General features: G+C 46.0%; 10 protein-coding genes. 4 read left to right on the top strand and 6 right to left on the bottom strand.

Features of this window, described 5'->3' with window-relative positions; translation table 11 throughout:
- Positions 1-76: 76 nt before the first annotated feature.
- From hldE to FKN88_RS13590, 4 genes are all read right to left on the bottom strand, one after another.
- A complete protein-coding gene (gene hldE / locus FKN88_RS13605) occupies positions 77-1507 on the bottom strand; it encodes a bifunctional D-glycero-beta-D-manno-heptose-7-phosphate kinase/D-glycero-beta-D-manno-heptose 1-phosphate adenylyltransferase HldE (protein WP_306687550.1) in 1431 nt (476 codons plus the stop codon).
- Positions 1508-1631: 124 nt separating this feature from the next.
- Complete coding sequence (gene glnE, locus FKN88_RS13600) at positions 1632-4475, bottom strand: bifunctional [glutamate--ammonia ligase]-adenylyl-L-tyrosine phosphorylase/[glutamate--ammonia-ligase] adenylyltransferase (RefSeq protein ID WP_306687549.1); 2844 nt, start codon at positions 4473-4475, stop codon at positions 1632-1634.
- 105 nt (positions 4476-4580) lie between these two features.
- Positions 4581-5837 carry a methyl-accepting chemotaxis protein gene (locus FKN88_RS13595; protein ID WP_161425900.1) on the bottom strand — a complete coding sequence of 419 codons (1257 nt, stop codon included), beginning with the start codon at positions 5835-5837 and terminating at the stop codon, positions 4581-4583.
- A gap of 513 nt (positions 5838-6350) precedes the next feature.
- Positions 6351-7871, bottom strand: a complete 1521-nt coding sequence (locus FKN88_RS13590) for an inorganic triphosphatase (protein WP_306687548.1) — start codon at positions 7869-7871, stop codon at positions 6351-6353.
- A 208-nt stretch (positions 7872-8079) separates the two neighbouring features.
- Here FKN88_RS13590 and FKN88_RS13585 point away from each other — a divergent pair, with 208 nt between their 5' ends.
- From FKN88_RS13585 to FKN88_RS13570, 4 genes are all read left to right on the top strand, one after another.
- Positions 8080-8760: a TIGR00153 family protein gene (locus tag FKN88_RS13585; protein ID WP_161425902.1), complete on the top strand. Its 681-nt coding sequence runs from the start codon at positions 8080-8082 to the stop codon at positions 8758-8760.
- Positions 8761-8906: 146 nt separating this feature from the next.
- Positions 8907-10166, top strand: coding sequence for an inorganic phosphate transporter (locus FKN88_RS13580; RefSeq protein WP_158138894.1), 1260 nt, complete (start codon positions 8907-8909; stop codon positions 10164-10166).
- A 230-nt stretch (positions 10167-10396) separates the two neighbouring features.
- Entirely contained in the window at positions 10397-11005 is a 609-nt protein-coding gene (locus tag FKN88_RS13575; RefSeq protein WP_158138895.1) for a TIGR04211 family SH3 domain-containing protein, read from the top strand.
- Positions 11006-11075: 70 nt separating this feature from the next.
- Positions 11076-12290, top strand: a complete 1215-nt coding sequence (locus FKN88_RS13570; protein ID WP_154170136.1) for a multifunctional CCA addition/repair protein — start codon at positions 11076-11078, stop codon at positions 12288-12290.
- A 98-nt stretch (positions 12291-12388) separates the two neighbouring features.
- Here the strand turns inward: FKN88_RS13570 and eno are convergent, their stop codons facing one another.
- Positions 12389-13690 carry a phosphopyruvate hydratase gene (eno, locus tag FKN88_RS13565; protein WP_004394305.1) on the bottom strand — a complete coding sequence of 434 codons (1302 nt, stop codon included), beginning with the start codon at positions 13688-13690 and terminating at the stop codon, positions 12389-12391.
- 77 nt (positions 13691-13767) lie between these two features.
- Positions 13768-15405, bottom strand: a complete 1638-nt coding sequence (locus FKN88_RS13560; protein WP_154170134.1) for a CTP synthase — start codon at positions 15403-15405, stop codon at positions 13768-13770.
- Positions 15406-15451: the final 46 nt, after the last annotated feature.

The following is a 15451-nucleotide window of genomic DNA, read 5'->3' as shown; positions in this document are numbered from 1 at the left end:
AATTGAAGCCCCTTATTTTTATGCGCTTACGCACTGAAAACACAGCGATTGGCTATCTCCATCGAGATCACCGTCGTTAACCTTTACCGCCTTTAATCGCCTTGATAATGTCTGTGGTCGAACAGCCTTCTTCGAAATTCAGTACTTTCACTTCACCACCCGCAGCAATCACTTCTTCACCACCAGCGATATCTTCAGGTTTATAGTCGCCACCTTTAACTAAAATGCTTGGTAACACTTCTGAAATTAAGCGCTGCGGAGTATCTTCGCTAAATGGAACCACCCAATCTACGGCACCTAGCCCGGCTAGCACCGCCATACGACGATCGGTTGGATTGACCGGACGCCCTGGGCCTTTCAAACGTTTCACCGACTCATCGGTATTAACCGCTACAATTAAGCGATCGCCAAGCTCTGCTGCATGGTTCAAATAAGACACATGTCCAGCGTGTAAAATATCAAAACAGCCGTTAGTCATGACAACTTTTTCACCGCGGGCTTTGGCTTTTTTGACCGCTTCAATCAGCGCACTTTCACCAATAATGCCAAAATCCGCCTCTTTGCTACCATGAATGGCTTCAGCCAATTCAATCGTCGATACCGTCGAAGTTCCCAGTTTTCCAACCACAACGCCAGCGGCAGCATTGGCTAAAACACACGCTTCATCCAAAGATTTACCTGCAGCCACCGACGCAGCAAGCACCGAAATCACCGTATCACCAGCACCGGTTACATCAAAGACTTCTTTGGCTTGCGTTGGCAAATGGAAAGGCTCCATACCACGACGCAACAAGGTCATACCATGCTCACTGCGGGTCACCAACAACGCTTGTAGATCAAACTGTTCAATGAGCCCCAAGCCTTTTTCAACCAACTCTTGATCCGACTTAACTTTTCCTACTACCTGCTCAAACTCACCCATATTCGGTGTCAATAAGGTTGCACCACGATAGCGTTCAAAATCAGCCCCTTTAGGATCAATAAACACTGGGACATTGGCCATGCGGGCTTTTTGAATCAACTGCTGAACGTGCTCCAAAGCGCCTTTCGCATAGTCAGATAAAATCACCGCGTTCACGCTCACCAGAGAACGTTCCATGCGCGACAGGATCAGCTGAGCATCAATATTCTCAAATTTGTCTTCAAAATCGAGACGGATCAATTGCTGTCCACGACTTAACACTCGTAATTTGGTGATGGTGGGGTAATCAGCTAAACCAACGAAGTCACACTGCACATTCAGCGAGGTTAATTTTTCTTGCAGCACTTGTGCTGGCTCGTCAATGCCAGTTAAACCTATGATATGCGCCAAACCACCTAAAGAGGCAATGTTCATCGCCACGTTAGCAGCGCCACCAGGACGCTCTTCGTTATGCTCAACTTTTACCACTGGCACTGGCGCTTCAGGGGAAATACGTCCCGTTGGACCATACCAATAACGATCAAGCATGACGTCACCAATGATAAGCACACCCGCTTTGCTGTAGTCAGGTAGGATTGGTTTCATTATCGATCTTCTCCACTATTAATCTATGGCGCAGTGTAACATAGCCCTCTATCGGCAAACTACTTTGAGTTACCGCTAAGCGGTGTCAGTACGACCAATCTTTATCGGGTTCAGTAGGCAGCGTTCAGCCTAACCAGTGATGCCAAGTTTCAATCACCCATTCTCGCTGAGCTACCCATTGTGCTTCATCCACATCCGCATCAAGATTCAATAAGTTACGATGATGGATTTGATCTCGCATCTCGGTATACGCGCGAGTTAATGCCTCAGCCGATGCGGGATCCAGTACCGCTTCGTTCATCAACGATTCAAAAATACGCACATTATCCGACCAACGCGTCAACTTTGGATGCTGATGACTATAACGTAAGACAAAATATTGCGCGAGAAACTCAATATCGGTGATCCCACCTTGATCGTGCTTTAACATGAAACGTCCGGCTTTTTTGCTGGCAAAGTGTTGACGCATTTTGTCACGCATCTCGACCACTTGTTGTTGCAAAGTGTTTGGATCTCGCGGCAAACAGAGTACAGAATGTCTGACATGATTAAATTTGGCTTGTAAATCCGCTTCACCGTAAATCATTCTTGCTCGGACCAAGGCTTGATGCTCCCACGTCCAAGCCTCTTGATGCTGATAATCGGCAAAAGCGTCTATCGAGCTGACCAATAACCCCGAAGCGCCGGAAGGACGTAGACGGGTATCGACTTCGTACAAAATACCGGAAGCGGTACGGGTCGAAAAAAGGTGAATGATCCGCTGAGCAAGACGCAGATAAAATTGTCGCCCATCAATCGGTTTGATCCCTTGAGTCATGGAAGAAGCCGGACAATCATGAATAAAGACAATATCTAAATCGGAGTTATAACCCAGCTCCCATCCCCCCACTTTGCCATACCCTGCCACAGCAAAGCCTTTACCAGCTTGTTGGGTTAAATGATCCGGCACACCATGTTTGGCACTGACTTGCAACCAAGCTTGATTAACGACGGCATCGACAATGGCTTCAGCTAAATACGTTAAATGATCACTGACTTTCATCACTGGCAACACACCCGCGATATCAGCAGCAGCGATTTTCAATATCCCGATCTGCTTAAATTGACGCAGCGCTTCCATTTGCTGCTCCATGTCCTCTTCTGGAATACGAGCAAGAAAATCACGCAGCTCGGTTTTATAACTACCAAGATCGATCGGATGATAAAGATGCTGCGGATCAATCAACTCATCCAATAAAATCGGGTAACGAGCCAGTTGCTCAGAAATCATCGGGCTGGCTGTGCACAAACGAACCAGTTGATGCAGTGCTGCTGGATATTCATCCAACAGCTCTAAATAGGTGGTGCGCGTGGCAATACTATTCAGTAAATGCAGCACTCGCGCTAAACCAAATTGCGCATCGGGATGAGAGAATATAGCCTGATAAACCTTAGGCATTAAGCGATTTAATACCTCTCGGCCACGTGGACCAATGGTTTTTTTAGCTAAATCCTGCTTAAACGTTAAGCAGCAATGCGCCAAATTCGAAGGTTCTTCAATCGCCAACTCCTGCCTAAAAATAGGTACAATCACATCCAGCTTATCTGCCATGTCCCACAGTTCATGAAAATGATCAGCCGTGGTGCTTTCTTCATCATCATCCTCACCAATCAAAGTGATGAACACTTGATGAACCTGCGTCATATGATGTTGTAACTGGCTAAGTAACGCATCCCAACATTCATAGCCCATCGCAATGGCCAGACGCCATTGATCGTCTTCTTTCTCTGGCAGCGTTTGCGTCTGTTTGTCTTCCATGGCCTGTAATAGATTTTCTAATCGGCGCAAAAAACGATAAGCGGCCACTAACTGCGCGACTTGTTCGGCGGTTAATAGTTCAAGTTCGGCAATCGCCTGTAGTGTTTCTAACAATCCTCGCTGGCGCAAACTGGGCTCTCGTCCGCCACGAATGAGCTGGAAAACTTGGGCAATAAATTCAATCTCCCGAATACCACCAGCACCCAGTTTAATGTTATTACTCAATCCACGACGACGTACCTCACTACGGATCATCGATTTCATTCGCCGCAACGATTGAATCGCACTAAAATCGATATAACGACGAAACACAAAAGGCCGCAGCATTTGCCGTAGTTCTTGATACTGATGATGCATTTCACGGCCCATCACCCGCGCTTTGACCATCGCATAGCGTTCCCAATCACGTCCTTGTTCTTGGTAGTAATCCTCTAATGCGGCGTAGCTCATCACTAAAGGACCACTTTCGCCAAACGGACGCAAACGCATATCAACCCGATAACAAAAACCATCGAGTGTCGGTTGATCAAGCATTTTTATGATCCGCTGGCCTAAACGGGTAAAGAACTGTCCGTTATCAATACTGCGCCTGACGCCTTGAGTTTGACCGTTTTCAGGATAAGTAAAAATCAGATCGATATCCGAAGAGAAATTGAGCTCCCCACCACCTAATTTACCCATGCCGATAATCAGCATCGGTTGAGCCTCACCTTGCGCATTGCATGGCGTTCCCCACTCTTGACAGCACAGTGAATATTGCCATTGATACGTCTCGACAATCAGCGCTTCCGCCAGTTCAGAAAGATGCTCAAGGCTCTGCTCGACAGGCCAAGTGGCTAAAAAATCACGCCAAGCAATATAGACCATCTCTCGATAACGAAACTGACGTAAAATCCGTTGTCCGGTTTGTTCATCAGGGCACGACGTTAATAAAGCCTGTAATCGCTCGCGATAAGTCTCTGCTCTCGATTCACTTTGTAACCAATTAGGAAATTCATCGACCAGCCACTCATCACGAGAGAAGGTCTGGGTGACAAAACGGCTCAACGTAGTCACATAACGAAGTGATTGCTGTAATTCAAACGGCCACTGACTCAGCTTCGGCTGCTCAGCAAGCAACTGTTGGTAGGCGTTATCGGCATGAGTCATTAAGTGTTCGGGGAGCTGCATAAATCATCCTTGTCTCTCATCATCGACTCACTCTATCGCAGTCTGAGATAAATAAAAACGCCCACTAAACAGTGAGCGTCGTTGATATCAATTAATCTGAACCGATCACACCTTGAAGACGGTGATTTTTCGATCCAATTCTTCGGCATTATTTTGCATCAGTTCCGAAGTTTCCAGCAACTCACTGACTACCGTGACCGATGCTTCGACTAACTCTCTCACATTGGTGATATTTTGATTGATCTCCACCGCAACACTGCTTTGTTGCCCCGCTGCTGTCGCAATCTGTAAGTTCATCTCATTGATGAGTTTGACTTGTTGGACAATACCGTCCAACTCTGTGCCGGCATTGGTGATTAATTCAACGCCATCAGCCGCTTCAACGACACTTTTTTCCATTAAATCCACCGCCGAGTTAGCGCTGCTTTGTAGATGGCTAATCATATCTTGTATTTCAACCGTTGCCGTCTGAGTACGCTGAGCTAAGTTACGAACTTCATCGGCAACCACAGCAAAACCACGCCCCGCCTCGCCAGCACGAGCGGCTTCAATCGCGGCATTTAACGCCAATAAATTGGTTTGTTCAGAAATACTTTGAATGGTACCAACCACACTGCCAATCGCAACGACTCGCTCTTCAACTTGGTTTACGGCCGAAGCTGAAGCGGCAATATCTTTTGATAACTGATCAATTTTACGAATGGTTTTTTGAACAAACTGCTGCCCAGTAGCCGCACTATGAGAAGCAGTCTCGGTCAATGAAGACGCACTTTGTGCATGATCGGCGACCGTTTGTACCGTTGACGACATTTGATTCATCGCCGTAGCAATTTGGTCAATTTCATGGAACTCTTCCTGCGCGGAGTCTTTCGTCTCTGACATACTGATCGTCATGACTTCCGTCAAGGTGGTTAATTCTTGTGATGTAGTGATCTGCACTTTAATTAAATCTTGCAGTTGGCGGCGAGTTTTCTCTAACTCACGAGCGACATCACCATACTCATCTTTACAGTCCATAAAAATAGGTTCAGATAAATCGCGTTCAGCCATCTGTTTGATTGACTGACTAAGAAATTGGGTTTGACGTAACATCACTCGCGCGGCAAACATCAGTAATGAAACAAAAGTGACGATCATAAACCCAGTTTGCCAAATGACCTGCACGATATAAGTGTCATAGTGCAATTTGGCAATTTCCGTGCTTTGAGTCGCAGCAAGTAAAGAGTCATAGAACAAGCTCGCATCCCACAGTTGCTTGCCGATCACTAAAATCGTACTAAAAAACATTAGCATGACCATTTTAGGGATCAAACGTATGTCTGTGATCACCCGTTCCCACGGTTTAAATGCCATCCTCGCCATGACTGATTCTCCACTCTGTTTTTAATGCTCGCCCATCATGGTGTGATGCCCACCTACCACGTATGAATTATTTCGAGCTTCGTATGAAATTAATACTATCAAAAACCAGCGGCTCTCGATGTGTATTACCTCGCGAATTTGCAGATTGATGGTGTGATTTGTCTAAGCCGATGGATTATGCATTACACCCTCTCTAATGCAGTATATCTCCAACCATCACCGTTTTTATCGGCGACACATCAAATGGCTACAATGGAATACACCAGCGGTTGCGCTATTTGTGAGTTAACTCTAGTTTTTCAATAAAGAAGGGAGTAATGGAAAGGTATGCTCATCAAGCACATTCCCGAAACGAAAGTTCAGGAATGTGCTTGATGAGCGTATACCCAAACGACTTGAAGTTGCAGGTAGGCGGCAAGTGAGTGAATCCCCATGAGCATAGGCAAACGATGTGATTGGGGTGAACGAACGTAGCCAACACCGCTGCAACTGCAAGTACGAAGGGGATAGGCACTATTCACGCCAATAAGGCGTTGCTTCTATGCCAATGCGACGCGTTTGCTCCATGGCGTGCAAAATCGAGTTTTCTTGACGATTAAGCCAACGGGTTAACTGCTCTTGATCTTGTTCATCTTGCAACATATCCAGCAGTTGCTCTAACGTTTTTAAGGTTAATAAGTCATCGATACCATGTAATAAATCAATCCATGGCATCCGAAACGCTAAACGCTGCTCGGCATCATATAAACGCGCGAAACTGACCCCAGTATAAAGCGCACGTATCAAACGATATTGCTGTTCAATATAATCATCAGCTGAGAGTGCCTCTTCTGGCGGAAAAACCTCAACCAACTCCGCCCATGCTCGGTCAAGCTGTTTGACAGAAAAAGGCCCCACCAGTCGAGCCATTCGCTCACGAGCTTTATCATCCAAAAACGGCTGCCATCCGCGGGTTAAAATCCAACGGCTGAGATCCAGCAATAATGCAGTATAACGGGCACTGTGTAATAATTTTAATGACGCTTCACGTTGAGGTAAGGCTTCTTGGCGCTGCTTAAGCTCGTTGACTAAAAACTTACGGGCATCCAGCTTACGTAACGCATAGCCCTTATCTTTGAGTAAGTCTTCTAGATAGTCATACTGTTTTAACCACGCCAATTCACCATCTAACCATTTAAGTTCTTGACGTAAAATCGCACTGGCTCGGCGTGGAACAATACCACCGTATACGCTGAGTAATTGGCGAATAAAACTGATTGCATGACGAATCTCATGCAAAGCGGCTATCGAGTCTTGTTCGGTGTAAATTTGTTCATGGCGATGCCAATGAGCAAGAGCGTGCTCGAGTGAGCGAATAAAGCAAGACTCAACGTTATCATTGCTCTGGGTATTCACCAGCGTGAGCCCTTGCACCTCATCACCTTCGTACCCCATCGCTAAACGATAACCTTTTGCCGCTTTACTTTGGTTCCCCAACCGCATACCACCTTGTTCAGAGAGGTGACGAGCAAGCAAAAACAGAGCATCTATCTGCCCCGATTTAAGCTCTAACTCAACCTCACAAATCGGCGCTTGCTGATCCCCAGCCTCGACAACGCCTTGATCAAACGCCACTTCAATTTGACTACCATCATTCATGGCGACTAGCCACTGTTCACGGGTAAAATTGGTCGAAAATAAAGCGACCAATTGCGATTGCAGGGTTTCAGCATCGCGCCCTTGAGGCCAAATATCTTCAGGATGTAGGGTTAAATCGGGATGATTGCCCGTGTGCTCTGCATTGTATTCCGGCCTTTGATGCAGGCCTGCAACGACTCGTCCTGCAGTTTTGACGGTTTGCACGTACACCTCATCAAAACGACGAATACGTAGCCCAATATCGTGTTGACGTAACCAATGGTCAGCAGAATCAAAATAGGTGTTACCCAGTTGCCGACAATGGTGCTGAAGCACTTTGGTTTCGGAAATTTTATTACGCAAAACGTCTGAAAAATCAGGAGAAACAAAAAACTTCAGTTCTATCTCGGTTTCCATAGTTATACCTTTCACAGCAGATAGCGACAGGATATTGCCTAATAGACAGCGGGGCAAGTGAGAAATATCGTCCTATTGATGATCTAAAACAGTTTTAATGATTCTATTATTAGGTTACCATGCGCGCCTTTATAGCCAACGCTCAACATTTCACCAGGCTATCGTGGTGTCTGTTCTTTCTCGGTTATAGTAATTAGGTTGAATGACCATGCCAGTAAATACCATTATGGGGTTATTTGCAAAGTCCCCCATTAAGCCTTTGCAACGACACGTTGTGTGTGTCAATGAATGCTGCTCACACCTGATCAACTTCTTTGAAGTTTGTGCTCAAGGTGATTGGGAAAAAGCGGCAGAAATACGTGCACAAATTTCTCATTTAGAGAAAGAAGCCGACGTGTTAAAACGCGAAATTCGTCTGAAACTCCCTCGCGGTCTGTTTCTGCCGGTTGATCGTACTGACATGCTTGAGCTTCTCACTCAACAAGATAAGCTGGCAAATCTTGCTAAAGACATTTCTGGCCGTGTTTACGGTCGTCAGCTTATTATCCCTAAACCTCTCCAAGATAATTTCCTCGCTTATGTTCAACGCTGTCTTGACGCGGCGACACAAGCACAGAAGGTGATCAATGAACTTGACGAGTTATTGGAAACCGGATTTAAAGGTCGTGAAGTCACGCTCGTGGCGGAAATGATTAATCAACTGGATGTCATAGAAGATGATACGGACAACATGCAGATTCGCTTACGCCAACAGTTAATGGCTATCGAGTCAACCATGAATCCGATTGACGTCATATTCTTGTACAAAATCTTTGAATGGGTCGGCGGTATCGCTGATCAAGCTCAGCGAGTCGGTGCTCGACTTGAACTGATGCTTTCCCGTTCTTAAATCATTTAAGTTAACCAAATAACTAAGAGCCATAATCGTGTTTCCCACCATTCAAGCGCTAACTATATTCTTGCGCTAATGGTTTTTTTCGTGCCTAAAAAGCACCACGATGAGTCTCCGCTTGTTATCAACAACTAGGTATTACGATGGATATCCTTGCGAACTACGGCATTGTCCTGATTATTGTTGCAGCGATCTTCGGTTTATTAATGGCCATTGGTATTGGTGCAAATGACGTCGCCAATGCGATGGGCACATCTGTTGGCTCAAAAGCGCTCACCGTCAAGCAAGCGATCATCATTGCGATGATTTTTGAATTTGCTGGCGCTTATTTAGCCGGAGGCGAAGTCACCGATACGATTCGCCAAGGCGTTATTGACACCACCCTGTTTGCCGATCAACCAGACCTGCTGGTCTATGGCATGATGTCATCCCTGCTCGCCGCAGGTACTTGGCTGCTTGTTGCCTCTTATATGGGCTGGCCAGTCTCAACTACCCATTCGATTATTGGTGCGATTATTGGTTTTGCAACAATTTCTGTCGGTACAGAAGCTGTTGATTGGAGCTCAGTACAAGGGATCGTTGGCAGTTGGGTTATCACGCCATTTATTTCCGGCTTATTGGCTTACGCTATTTTTGTCAGTGCACAAAAACTGATCTTTGATACAGAAACGCCGCTGATTAATGCCAAGCGTTTCGTCCCCGTTTACATGTTTATTACCACCATGGTGATCGCCTTAGTGACCATTAAAAAAGGCTTAAAACATGTTGGGCTGCACTTAACCAGTAGTGAAGCTTGGATCTGTTCGATTCTGGTTTCAGGCATCGTCATGGTTATTGGCTATCTGTACATTTATAAGAAATTTGCCGATACCGAAGAGAACCATGGTTTTTCTAATGTTGAGCGTATTTTCTCTGTTTTAATGGTCATTACCGCCTGTGCGATGGCGTTTGCTCATGGTTCAAACGATGTCGCGAATGCGATTGGTCCCCTAGCCGCGGTGGTTTCTACGGTTGAAAGCCTAGGTAATGTCGCGTCTAAAAGTGCGATTGCCTGGTGGATATTACCACTCGGTGGTATCGGGATTGTGATCGGCCTTGCGACACTGGGTCATAAAGTGATGGCTACCGTCGGAACAGGGATCACTGAATTAACACCGAGTCGTGGTTTTGCCGCTCAGTTAGCTACCGCTTCGACGGTGGTACTCGCTTCAGGCACTGGCTTACCGATTTCAACCACTCAGACCTTAGTGGGTGCGGTGTTAGGGGTAGGCTTTGCTCGTGGCATCGCGGCGCTCAATTTAGGTGTGGTGCGTAATATTGTCGCGTCATGGATTGTGACTTTACCCGCCGGTGCTTTACTGGCCGTGATCTTCTTCTATGCGATTCAAGCGGCGTTTACTTAATCGATTCGTCAATCCAATGTAAACGGATTGTCATTATTGACTCAAACGCACAGAAAGGGAGGCTCAGCCTCCCTTCTTTGTTGCGCCGCGCGCAGAAAGTTTTTACTATTTGTAAAACAAACCTTAAGACTGATAATAAAGTCGTACATAACCCTATTGCGCGCCCATCAACAGAATGAGATGATTCAAAGCTCTCACGCGCAATATTGACCATAATTAAGGGATCTACCGTGAAAAAACTCATCTGCATGGTGCTATTTTCTTTATTAGCAGCACCAGCGCTCGCTCAAGACCGTTATGTCGCAGATAAACTGTTTACTTATATGCATTCTGGCCCAAGTAATCAGTTTCGTATTATTGGATCGATTGATGCGGGAGAGAAAGTCAAACTGCTCAACACCAATAAAGAGACAGGTTATAGTCAAATTGTTGATGAACGAGGACGCAATGGTTGGATAGAAAGCCGCTTTGTAACTCGTGAAGTCAGTATGGCGGTTCGTCTGCCGCAACTTGAAAAAGAACTTAAAGAAGTAAAAAACCAGCTGGCTAATGCTCGCCAAAATGCCGATAGTGAAAAAGCCGGACTGGTCGATTCATTAGAAATCCGTAACAAACAAATCGCCGATCTAGAGCAAAGTTATAGCGATATCAGTCAGCAACTGATTGCTTCGCAAACTGAAATCCGTGAACTGCGTGCTCGCCTAGATACCCAAAAAGAGGATTTACTCTTGAAATACTTTATCTATGGCGGTGGCGTTGCTGGTGGCGGCTTGCTGTTTGGTCTAGTGCTGCCACACATTATCCCTCGCCGTAAACGTAATCCGGCCGGATGGGCATAATGACACGAACAACGGTCACCTAAGGTGGCCGTTTTTGTCTTCGCACTTGTTTTCTCAATAAGGAGCCTCTGTGCAAGTTTATCTCGTCGGTGGCGCGGTGCGCGATCAATTACTCTCTTTGCCAGTACATGATCAAGATTGGGTCGTCGTCGGCAGTAGTCCAGAGCAAATGCGTCAAGCCGGCTATCAAGCGGTCGGTAAAGATTTCCCTGTCTTCTTACACCCTAAGACAAAACAAGAATATGCTCTGGCTCGTACCGAGCGTAAAACAGGATCAGGCTATACCGGATTTGCTTGTTATTACGCCCCAGATGTCAGTCTTGAAGAAGACCTCGCTCGGCGCGATCTGACCATCAACGCCATAGCACAAGACAACACCGGCAAGCTGATTGATCCCTATGGGGGTCAGCGTGATTTGCACAACCGTCTATTACGCCACGTTTCTGATGCCTTTATCGAAGATCCGCTTCGCGTCCTTCGCGTCGCACGATTTGCGGCAAAGTTAGCACATCTTGGGTTTACCATTGCTAGCGAGACGATGCAACTAATGACACAGATCGCTCAATCTGGAGAGTTACATCATTTAACCGCGGAGCGCATCTGGCAAGAGTGGCATAAATCGCTTTCGACCGCGAATCCAGAAGTCTTTCTCTCTACACTGCGCGAATGTGGGGCGCTGGCGATCATATTACCTGAAATTGACCGCTTATTCGGTGTCCCACAGCCCAAGCAGTGGCACCCTGAAATAGATACCGGAGTACACACGTTAATGGTCGCCGCACAAGCGGCAAAGCTCTCTCCATCCATTGCGGTGCGTTTTGCTGCGCAAGTACATGATGTAGGTAAAGGCGTAACACCGCAGAATGAATGGCCAAGCCACAAAATGCACTGCCATACCGGAGTTAAGATTATTAACGCGTTATGCGAACGTGTCCGCATTCCTAATGAGTGCAAAGATCTAGCATTATTAGTCTGTGAGCAACATTCAAACATTCATCGAGCGGCAGAGCTTAAAGCAAGCACCAAGCTTAAGATACTCGACAAACTCGATGTCTGGCGTAAACCCGAGCGTTTGCATGACGTTTTGCTCTGTTGTCAGGCGGATCACGCTGGTCGATTAGGCTGCGAAGCAAACGCTTATCCGCAACGCGATCTCTTTCTTAATGCTTATCAAGCGGCTCTAAGTGTCGAGGTACAGCAGGTGATCGCTGATGGTTTTCAGGGAAAAGCTATTAAAGAAGAGCTTAATAAACGACGAATACAAGCGATTAGCGCAGCGGCATAAGCCCTACTGCACCGGCCTTGTACTTATCTTCAATATAAAAAACGCCCTGCTATGCAGGGCGTTCTCTAAGCAATAATGCTAAGCCGTATCCAAAAGGATTACGCTTGGCCTTTCACTTCTTTTAGACCGTTGAAAGGAGCACGACCAGCTAGCGCTTCTTCAATACGGATCAATTGGTTGTACTTAGCAACGCGATCAGAACGGCTCATAGAACCCGTTTTGATTTGACCTGCAGCAGTACCTACCGCTAGATCAGCAATCGTTGCATCTTCAGTTTCGCCTGAACGGTGAGAGATAACAGCAGTGTAACCAGCATCTTTCGCCATCTTGATAGCAGCCAATGTTTCAGTTAGTGAACCGATTTGGTTAAACTTGATCAGGATTGAGTTAACAATACCTTTCTCAATACCTTCTTTCAGGATCTTAGTGTTGGTTACGAACAGATCATCACCCACTAATTGCAGCTTGTCACCAAGTAGTTCAGTTTGGTGCTTGAAGCCATCCCAATCTGACTCATCAAGACCGTCTTCGATAGATACGATTGGGAACTTGTTAGCTAGCTCAGCAAGGTAGTGGTTGAACTCTTCTGAAGTGAAGGTTTTACCTTCACCTTTCATATTGTAGATGCCGGCTTCTTTGTCGAAGAACTCAGATGCTGCACAGTCCATCGCTAGAGTGATGTCTTTACCTAACACGTAGCCAGCCGCTGCAACCGCTTCTGCGATAACTTCTAGCGCTTCAGCGTTAGATTTTAGGTTAGGAGCGAAACCACCTTCGTCACCAACAGCAGTGTTGTAGCCTTTAGATTTAAGAACTTTAGCTAGGTTATGGAACACTTCTGCGCCCATACGTACTGCTTCTTTTAGCGTTTTTGCGCCAACAGGTTGGATCATGAACTCTTGGATATCTACGTTGTTATCGGCGTGCTCACCACCGTTGATGATGTTCATCATTGGTAGAGGCATAGAGAATTGACCAGGAGTGCCGTTTAACTCAGCGATGTGCTCATACAAAGGCATACCTTTAGCGGCAGCGGCTGCTTTCGCGTTCGCTAGTGATACCGCAAGAATCGCGTTCGCACCAAACTTAGATTTGTTTTCCGTGCCATCAAGGTCGATCATCACTTGGTCAATCGTCGCTTGATCTTTTGCGTCTTTACCGACAAGAGCATCAGCAATTGGGCCATTAACCGCAGCAATCGCTTTAAGAACACCTTTACCTAGGAAACGAGACTTGTCGCCGTCACGTAGCTCAAGCGCTTCGCGAGAACCAGTAGATGCACCAGATGGAGCAGCTGCCATACCAACGAAACCGCCTTCTAGGTGTACTTCAGCTTCTACTGTTGGGTTACCACGTGAGTCGATGATTTCACGACCTAGAACTTTAACGATCTTAGACATTAATGTTTCCTCTCATTGAATTTAAATGTCAAAACTAAAAGGATAGCCGCACAACTTAAGCCGCTACCCATATCCTTTTACTTTAATTCACCGCGTTGGAACTGACCGGCTGCTTTCACAAAACCTGCAAATAATGGATGACCATCACGAGGCGTCGATGTGAATTCTGGGTGGAATTGAGCCGCAACAAACCATGGATGAGCTGGGTTTTCAATCACTTCCACCAGTTTCTTGTCTGCTGACAATCCAGACACTTTCAAGCCTGCTTTTTCAATTTTTGGACGAAGATGGTTATTCACTTCGTAACGATGGCGATGACGCTCATGAATCGTCGCGCTACCATAAAGCTCATAAGCTTTGGTGCCTTTCGTCAAGTGGCAAAGTTGCGAACCTAAACGCATGGTGCCGCCCAAATCGGAACTTTCGGTACGCTCTTCTACGTTACCTTCACCATCAACCCACTCGGTAATTAAGCCTACCACAGGGAATGGGGTTTCTTTGTTAAATTCTGTTGAATGCGCGCCTTCCATACCCGCAACATTACGTGCGTATTCAATCAACGCCACTTGCATCCCTAGACAGATACCTAAATAAGGGACATTATTTTCACGTGCATATTGAGCAGCAAGGATTTTACCTTCAATACCACGATCACCAAAGCCACCTGGAACCAAAATAGCGTCAACACCTTCTAAGATTTCAACACCTTTGGTTTCAACATCTTGCGAATCGATGTATTTGATATGCACGCTTAAACGGTTTTTAAGGCCCGCGTGTTTCAGTGCTTCGTTAACCGATTTATACGCATCCGGTAACTCGATGTATTTGCCGACCATGCCAATCGTCACTTCACCCGTTGGGTTAGCATCTTCATAAATGACTCGTTCCCACTCGGTAAGATCGGCTTCTGGAGCGGTAATACCAAAACGTGCACATACCAAGTCATCTAAACCTTGTGACTTGATAAGCTGAGGGATTTTGTAGATCGAATCAACATCCTTCATTGAGATAACGGCTTTTTCAGGCACATTACAGAATAGAGCAATTTTCTTACGCTCATTCGCAGGGATCACTCGATCACTACGACAAACCAGAATATCAGGTTGAATACCAATCGAGAGTAGCTCTTTAACCGAATGTTGGGTTGGTTTGGTTTTTACTTCACCAGCGGCAGCAAGATAAGGCACTAACGTCAGATGCATAAACATCGCCCGCTCACGACCGACTTCGATCGCTAACTGACGGATAGCTTCCATGAAAGGTAAAGACTCGATATCACCGACGGTACCACCAACTTCAACAATCGCGATTTCATGGCCTTCAGAGCCAGCAAGAACACGATCTTTGATCGCATTGGTAATATGAGGAATAACCTGAATCGTTGCACCTAGGTAATCACCACGACGCTCTTTACGCAATACATCAGCATAAACACGACCAGCAGTAAAGTTATTGCGCTTAGTCATTTTGGTACGAATAAAACGTTCGTAGTGACCAAGGTCAAGGTCAGTTTCAGCGCCATCTTCCGTGACAAACACTTCACCATGTTGGGTTGGGCTCATTGTGCCCGGATCAACGTTGATGTAAGGGTCAAGCTTCATCATGGTCACTTTAAGACCACGAGCTTCTAAAATCGCCGCAAGCGATGCTGCTGCAATACCTTTACCTAGAGAGGATACAACCCCGCCAGTAACAAAAATATAATTTGTTGTCATGTTTAACCTGAAATTGGTTGAATGAGGGAAATGGATTTCTTCTGGA

Source organism: Vibrio sp. 2017_1457_13 (assembly GCF_030851525.1).
Classification (GTDB): Bacteria; Pseudomonadota; Gammaproteobacteria; order Enterobacterales; family Vibrionaceae; genus Vibrio; species Vibrio metschnikovii.
Note: the sequence above shows the minus strand (reverse complement) of the source record. Positions and strands in the feature narration are given on the sequence as shown.

What these genes read in the sequence shown, in the direction of transcription:
- FKN88_RS13560 (WP_154170134.1), bottom strand. Translation starts at nt 15,405, where the DNA reads ATGACAACAAATTATATTTTTGTTACTGGCGGGGTTGTATCCTCTCTA.
- FKN88_RS13585 (WP_161425902.1), top strand. Translation starts at nt 8,080, where the DNA reads ATGCCAGTAAATACCATTATGGGGTTATTTGCAAAGTCCCCCATTAAG.
- eno (WP_004394305.1), bottom strand. Translation starts at nt 13,690, where the DNA reads ATGTCTAAGATCGTTAAAGTTCTAGGTCGTGAAATCATCGACTCACGT.
- FKN88_RS13580 (WP_158138894.1), top strand. Translation starts at nt 8,907, where the DNA reads ATGGATATCCTTGCGAACTACGGCATTGTCCTGATTATTGTTGCAGCG.
- FKN88_RS13590 (WP_306687548.1), bottom strand. Translation starts at nt 7,871, where the DNA reads ATGGAAACCGAGATAGAACTGAAGTTTTTTGTTTCTCCTGATTTTTCA.
- hldE (WP_306687550.1), bottom strand. Translation starts at nt 1,507, where the DNA reads ATGAAACCAATCCTACCTGACTACAGCAAAGCGGGTGTGCTTATCATT.
- glnE (WP_306687549.1), bottom strand. Translation starts at nt 4,475, where the DNA reads ATGCAGCTCCCCGAACACTTAATGACTCATGCCGATAACGCCTACCAA.
- FKN88_RS13595 (WP_161425900.1), bottom strand. Translation starts at nt 5,837, where the DNA reads ATGGCGAGGATGGCATTTAAACCGTGGGAACGGGTGATCACAGACATA.